Here is a 6300-nt window from a genome sequence, read left to right as displayed (position 1 = left end):
AGGCACAGTCCTTTCGCGGCTCCCGGAGAAGTCCGGATCAGTCGGTCACGTACTGGTGCAGCCCAGGCACGGTCAGCGTGCCACCGAACTGGCCTGCCTGGACGACCTTCACGTTGGTGAAGTAGATCAGCGGGATGTTCAGCGGCGGCGGGTGCTCCGGGTCGAAGGTGACCGGGATCAGGCCGAGCAGGTTGCCGGAGATGCTCTCCGTGTACATCACCGTCTTGCCGTCGGTGATCGTGGACGTCGACCCCTTCGCCGCCTGGACGTGGTGGGTCTTGCCGGACTGCTTGTCCGAGACGAGCTGGTGCAGGTCGCCGATGTCGGTCCCGTCGTTGATGACGTACTTCAGGACCTTCTTGGTGGCGCCGCTCGCGGTCTTCACCTGGACGATGCCCTGATAGTCGGCACCCTTCAGCGTCAGCGAGCTGGCCTCAAGGCGCCAGGGCTCGTCGGGGACGAGGAGCTCGTTGTCCACGCCGCCCTCGGCGTCCGTGGCGGCCGGGCAGTCCTCGGGGTCCACGGAGGGGCTCGCGGACGGGCTGGGGGAGGCGGTGGCCTTCCCTGCCGCGTCCTCGGCCTTCTCGGCCGCCTTCTCGACGGCGTCGGTCGTGTCCTTGGCCGCCTTCGACGCCGCGTCCGTCGTGTCCTTGACGGTGTCCTCGACCGTGTCGGTCGTCTTCTCGACGGTGTCGGACGCGTCGTCCTTGGCCGCGTCCGAGGACTTCTCGGTCTCCTCGGCCGTGCTCGTGTCGCCGGACGGCGAGGCGGACGCGGAGGGCGTGGGGCTCGGGCTCTCGGTGGACTTGCCGCCCGTGAGGATGCCGCCGATCGCGTCGCCGATGTCCTCGAGGACGTTGCCGCCGCTCTCGGACGGGGACGGGCTGGGCGTCGCCTCGTCTTCGTCGCCCGACGTGCCCTCGGATGCCGAAGGGGTCGGGGTGGGCTCGGTCTTGTCGCCCTCGTCGTCGGAACCTGAATCCGACGAAGAGGACGAGCTGTCCTTGTCCCCACCCGCGTCCGAGCCGGCCGAGGCCGAGGGAGTCGGCTCGGCCGTGCCCTTGTCCTCGTCGCCCGCGGCCTCGCTCTCACTCGCCGAGGGCGACGGGGAGGCGCCGTCCTTGTCAGCCTCCAGCGCCGCGAGACAGTCCTTGTACTCGTCGGCCTTCAGGCTGTTGGAGGTCGACGGCTGCTCGTCGGCGAGGGCGAGCGTCGGGGTGAATCCCATGCCCATGAGGACGGCGGTGGGCATCGCCGCCATGGCTATCGCCTTGCCGGCCGGCATCTGGAACCGGGTGAAGAGCGGCTTCTTGGGAGCCGCGTGACGTGGCCCCGTTCTCGCTTTCGCCTGGGCGGCGGGAGAACCGTCGCGGTGGTCAGCCGACACGGTACCCCCCGTTGTGGGCCTCGGACCGGACGCCGTCCGCTGGGCCGCCGTCGCCGGTCCCGAACGGAGGGTGCGTCCCGCCCGTCTCACCGGCCGGGCTCTCGGCAGAGGGCTCCACGGCTCCTTCTCCCGTCGGTCCCTGACCGGCCGCCCGAGGCCCCTTCCCCGTGTCCTCCGACTTGCCCGGCACCCAGGCGACGGCGAGAGCGCCGCCGAGCATCGCCAGCAGGAAGCCGATGAGGAAGCCGCCGATGTTGGAGACCACCAGCGACACCAGGGCGAGGATGATCGCGGCGACACCGGCGAAGACCCGCGTCGCCTGCTGGAACCACATGGTCAGTCCCAGGGTGATCAGCAGGACCCCGATGATGAGGGAGCCGGCACCCGCGGTGGTCGCCATGGTGAGCGACATGGTGCCCAACTTGAGGGTGGCGTAGGGGAAGTAGGCGATCGGCACCCCGCCGAGGATGGTGAACAGGCCTGCCCAGAACGGCCGGGTGCCCCGCCAGTCACGGAATCGCCGACGCAGCCGGGCGAAAGTCCCGGCGCTCTGGACCGGAGTCTCGGCACTCATGGAAAACAGCTCCCTCGGTCCGATGAAGGTACGTACCGGCTCGGCCGCAGGCGTGGAAGCCGGAAAGTCTAAGTCTGTGTGGTGGCCCGGCGCGGGGCCGGGCCCGGGGGGCGGAGAAGCTGTCGCCGCTCCGCCCCTCGGAGGGGACGTCTCAGCCGTCCCCGGGTGCCCGCAGGACGGAGGCTGTCAGAAGCACTCCATCTTCTTGTCCGTGCCGAGCTTCATCGACAGGCCGCTGAGCTTGAACGTGCCCGCCGTGGTCGCCCACGCCGTCTGCTCGACGCCGGTGAGGTCGGCCGACTTCGCCTGCTGGGCGAAGCCGCCCGGCAGCACGCTCTCGCCCTGCTTCACGTCGGGGCCACGGGTCTTGTCCTTGACCGCGACGCCGATGTCGATGTCCTTGAACTCCGCGTCGGCGTCGAGCTGGGCGACGTCGATGTAGAGGTTCTCGGCCGTGACCGGCTTGTCGGGGTTGTTCCCCGCCTCAAGACGGAGATAGATCGTGCCTATGCCAGGGATCGGCGTCGCGACCGACTGGCACATCTTGGTGATCTTCGCCGTGTCGAACGACGAGATCGCGACGGGGACCTTCTTCTTCTCGTCACCCTTGGGCGAGGTGTAGACGTTGTCGATGCCGCCGTACTGAGCGAAACCCTCACCGTGCAGGTGAGCGGCCTTCACCTTGAACTGCTGGCCGGAGACGCTGAACGACGCGGCCAGCGCACCCTGTGCGAGACCGACACCCACACATGCCGCAGCGGCGACGCTGGGCACCATGACCACAGCGAACCGCTTCCATCTGGTCCCGCCACGCACCTGGGACTCCATATTTCCTCCTTCTCGGACGTACATCTCCTGTCCGGGCTCGCCCCGAATGGCGGCTCAGCCGGGCAGGGATGGGAGAAGTGCTACGTCCTCGGGAAGGAGAGCGCCTGCACTCGGCGGCGCAACTCGCGCCCGAATCACCGGCGATCACCCCCGAGCGACAACCACTGGTCGCGCCTGACACGCATCACGCACAACCCTGCTGGACAGGCTTCGCCGAGTGGGCGAAGACCCCCCTGTCCAAGAGCCGGCGCCACTGCCGCCGGCTCTGCTCGGTGGGGACCCAGGACGTCCCGCGACCCAACCGGCTGCCGGGGTACGGGAATGGACCGAGCGTGGCCGATCGTGGTGCATTCTCGCCGCCCGCACAAGGGGGTTCGTTACTGGCTAGTAACGGCCGTATAACCGAACAACGACCCATCGGTCTCGGCCGACGACGCAGGGTGGTCCCCACCGGCAGTACAAAGCTGTTGATCGATGGACAGAATCCGACAGATCAACGCCCGCGACTTACTCGCAGTAACAGCGGCCGCGATTACCAAGTTTTGGTAAAGCGCGGCCGCAGTGACGCTCTGTGGGCAAATCTTTCACGTGGGCACCACAAGCCCGCGTGTTTAACGACTGGTCAGAACAGGGCGCGTGCCAGGGCCCTGCGCGCCGCGATCACCCGCGGATCCTCCGGCCCGACCACCTCGAACAGCTCCAGCAGTCGCATCCGCAGGGTGTCCCGGTCGTCACCCACCGTGCGCTGCACGGTCTCGATCAGACGGCCGAAAGCGTCCTCGACATGGCCGCCCACCAGATCCAGGTCGGCGGCGGCGATCTGCGCCTGCACATCGGCCGGCTTGTCGGCCGCGTCCTTGCGCACCTGCTGCGGGTCGACGCCCTGTACGCGCTGGAGCAACTCGGCCTGGGCGAGACCGAGTTTGGCCTCCTCGTTGCCCGGGTCCTCGTTCAGTACGTTCTTGTAGGCCTGGATGGCACCGCTCAGATCACCCGAGTCCAGCGCCTGTACGGCGGCCTCGAGGAGCGCGTCGTAGGGACCGGCCGGACGCTCGGGAGCCGCCGGGGCGCCGCCCGCCTCGGCGTCGGGGTCGACGGCGAGGCCGGTCAGGCCGAAGCGCTGCTCGGCGACCTGCACCAGCTGGTCCAGGGTTCCCCGGATCTGCTCCTCGCCCGCGGCCCCCTGGAAGAGCGGCAGCGCCTGCCCCGCGACGACCGCGAACACCGCGGGGATCCCCTGGATGCCGAACTGCTGCATCAGCATCTGGTTGGCGTCGACATCGATCTTGGCGAGCAGGAACCGGCCGTTGTACTCGACGGCCAGCCGCTCCAGGACCGGGCTCAGCTGCTTGCAGGGCTGACACCACTCGGCCCAGAAGTCGATGACGACGGGCACTTCGGCGGACCGCTGCAGGACTTCGGTCTCGAAGCCCGCCTCATCGACGTCGATGACGAGGTCGGCCGGGGAGATCGCCCCCGCCCCACCCTCCCGGGCGGCTTGGGCACGCGCCTGCTCCGCCTTCGCCTTGGCCTCCTGGGCCGCCTTCACCGCGGCGAGGTCGACGACTCCGCTCATGGACATGTTCCGTGGCTGCATGCGTCTATCCTCCCCCGTACTGCGCGCGTGTGTGAAAAACGGTGTGAAAGCCGGGCTGGTCGGGTCCCGTTCGGCGCCGGGTCCCCACCCCACGCCGTGCCGCCGAAGCCCGCGTACGTCCTTCACGGGCTTTCGCTACGAGACGTAGCGTAACGCCACGCCGGACCGGCGGACCACCACCCCCCGGTGATCTCCCTCACGGCCACACAGGAACCGCCCGTTATGGTCATGGCATGCAGAGTCGCAGCCCAGCCAGCCGCACGGGGCGCCCGCGCAGCGCCGCGGCCGACGCCGCGATCCTGGCCGCGACGCGGGAGGCACTGGTCGAACTGGGCTGGTCCAAACTCACCCTGGGAGACGTCGCGACCCGCGCCGGGGTTGCGAAGACAACCCTCTATCGCCGCTGGGCGGGCAAGAACGAGCTGGTCGTCGACGCGGTGGCGGAGCTCTTCGACGAGCTGGAGCTGCCGGACAGCGGCTCGCTGGCCGCCGACATCGAGGGCGTCGTCCTCCAGTTCGCCACGATCCTGGCCCGGCCGGAGGCGAAGAGCGGTCTGATGGCAGTGGTCGCGGAGTCGACACGGGACGAGGCGCTGCGCGCCCGCATCCGTGAGTCGATCGTGGACCGGCAGAAACGCCTGGTCGTGGAGGGCCGAACCAGAGCACAGGCCCGCGGCGAGCTACCGCCGGAGACGGACCCGTCGGAGTCGGCCCGGGCGGTGGACCTGATCTTCGACGTGATCGCGGGCGCGGTGGTCCACCGGGCCCTGGTGAGCACCGAGCCCGTCGACGCGACGTGGGCGCGGAGTCTCACAGCGCTCCTGCTCGACGGGCTGACCACAGCCACGGCGCACAGCAGGTCGGATCAAGTCTCCCACTGAACGAGTTGCTCGATCTCGCCGACGTGATGTTTCCCGTACGCGAACCGCTCAGCGATCGCTTCGAACCGCTCGAACTGCTCCCGAGCAACCGGTACGGCCAGCACACGTAGAACCCGGAGAAACAGCCGGAATCCGAGATCGGGATCAACCCTGAGGACAACCTCTCCCAGCGCGGCCATGGCCTCTGCGGCCGGGAGCGGCTGCCAGTGCGGGCTGACGGCCTTGCCCACCACCGTGGGCGCCGTCTCCCGTAGCTCCCTCAGCACCGTGTCAGCCGATTCCGTACGTGCGGGCGTTGCCACGATCGTGTACGCGGGAGCGACCTCCCGCAGCCGCTCCACGCACACGTCCTCCACAAGTCGCAACCAGTCGCGTCCGTCCATGCGCAGGGCCGCGTCAGAGACGGCGACCCACAGCGAGGTGATCGTGGCGTCGGACAGCGGGGAGCGCAACAGGCGCAACGCGTCCTCCAGAAGCAGGGCCGCCGCCGTGCCCGGGGACTGCCTGGGCTCGTCGGCATCGGCCACTCGAAGGATCTCTCTCCGGGCCGTGTCGGCACGCCAGTCCTGGTGTGCGTTCCCGGCGAGATGGGACAGGCCGAAGTCCCACGACGTGTCACGACGCGCCGTGTCGATGGGCGGCCAGTCGACGTCGAGGCCGTCACGGACCACCGCGACCGGGTACCCGAGCCGCTCGCCGAGCCCGAGGAAACGGTCGTACGCCTCCTTCGGGACGCGCACGGAACACGCCTTCAGGGCCCGGAGGAAGAGCCGGAAACCGACGTCGGCGTCAGCCAGGGTGACCACCTGTTCCAGCGCCGGAACGAGGTCTGGCAGTGCACAGGCCGCGGTCAGTTCCGCGGACTGCCGGCGGATCTCCCCCACGATCTCCCCGCACAGATCTGCGTCCTGTACCGGCTTCACCGGCGGCGGGACGTAGGAGCGCTTGTTCTGGCGGAGACGGTCCGTGGCCATGTCCGAGAGCTTCCGCAGCCAGGCCCGAGTGTCCATGCCGTGGTGGGCCGGATCGAAAA

Annotated in this window: 6 protein-coding genes; 1 reads left to right on the top strand and 5 read right to left on the bottom strand. The window is 69.1% G+C overall.

Annotated features, from left to right (window positions below):
* Window positions 1-37 precede the first annotated feature (37 nt).
* The 4 genes from ACWIF2_RS39635 to ACWIF2_RS39620 all read right to left on the bottom strand — a co-directional run bounded on the left by ACWIF2_RS39635 (window position 38) and on the right by ACWIF2_RS39620 (window position 4386).
* On the bottom strand, window positions 38-1285 hold the full coding sequence (locus ACWIF2_RS39635; RefSeq protein ID WP_454366425.1) for a hypothetical protein: 1248 nt from the start codon (window positions 1283-1285) through the stop codon (window positions 38-40).
* A gap of 91 nt (window positions 1286-1376) precedes the next feature.
* Window positions 1377-1961, bottom strand: a complete 585-nt coding sequence (locus tag ACWIF2_RS39630; protein ID WP_454366423.1) for a DUF6114 domain-containing protein — start codon at window positions 1959-1961, stop codon at window positions 1377-1379.
* Window positions 1962-2147: 186 nt separating this feature from the next.
* Complete coding sequence (locus tag ACWIF2_RS39625; protein WP_454366421.1) at window positions 2148-2789, bottom strand: DUF6230 family protein; 642 nt, start codon at window positions 2787-2789, stop codon at window positions 2148-2150.
* A gap of 622 nt (window positions 2790-3411) precedes the next feature.
* Window positions 3412-4386 (bottom strand): tetratricopeptide repeat protein, encoded by a 975-nt coding sequence (locus tag ACWIF2_RS39620; protein WP_454366420.1) that lies wholly within the window; start codon window positions 4384-4386, stop codon window positions 3412-3414.
* Between the two features lie 233 nt (window positions 4387-4619).
* On the opposite strand from ACWIF2_RS39620, the gene ACWIF2_RS39615 reads away from it, so the two are divergent.
* Window positions 4620-5267, top strand: a complete 648-nt coding sequence (locus ACWIF2_RS39615; RefSeq protein ID WP_454366418.1) for a TetR/AcrR family transcriptional regulator — start codon at window positions 4620-4622, stop codon at window positions 5265-5267.
* Here the strand turns inward: ACWIF2_RS39615 and ACWIF2_RS39610 are convergent.
* On the bottom strand, window positions 5252-6300 hold a 1049-nt coding region (locus ACWIF2_RS39610), incomplete at its 5' end, for a hypothetical protein (RefSeq protein ID WP_454366416.1). The two genes, ACWIF2_RS39615 and ACWIF2_RS39610, sit on opposite strands and share 16 nt — an antisense overlap.

Source organism: Streptomyces sp. NPDC055506 (assembly GCF_053643595.1).
This window is presented reverse-complemented; position numbering and strand designations above follow the sequence as displayed.

Excerpts from the sequence above, each read along its gene's own strand:
- ACWIF2_RS39635 (WP_454366425.1), bottom strand. The coding sequence starts at position 1,285 with ATGCCGGCCGGCAAGGCGATAGCCATGGCGGCGATGCCCACCGCCGTC.
- ACWIF2_RS39630 (WP_454366423.1), bottom strand. The coding sequence starts at position 1,961 with ATGAGTGCCGAGACTCCGGTCCAGAGCGCCGGGACTTTCGCCCGGCTG.
- ACWIF2_RS39625 (WP_454366421.1), bottom strand. The coding sequence starts at position 2,789 with ATGGAGTCCCAGGTGCGTGGCGGGACCAGATGGAAGCGGTTCGCTGTG.
- ACWIF2_RS39620 (WP_454366420.1), bottom strand. The coding sequence starts at position 4,386 with ATGCAGCCACGGAACATGTCCATGAGCGGAGTCGTCGACCTCGCCGCG.
- ACWIF2_RS39615 (WP_454366418.1), top strand. The coding sequence starts at position 4,620 with ATGCAGAGTCGCAGCCCAGCCAGCCGCACGGGGCGCCCGCGCAGCGCC.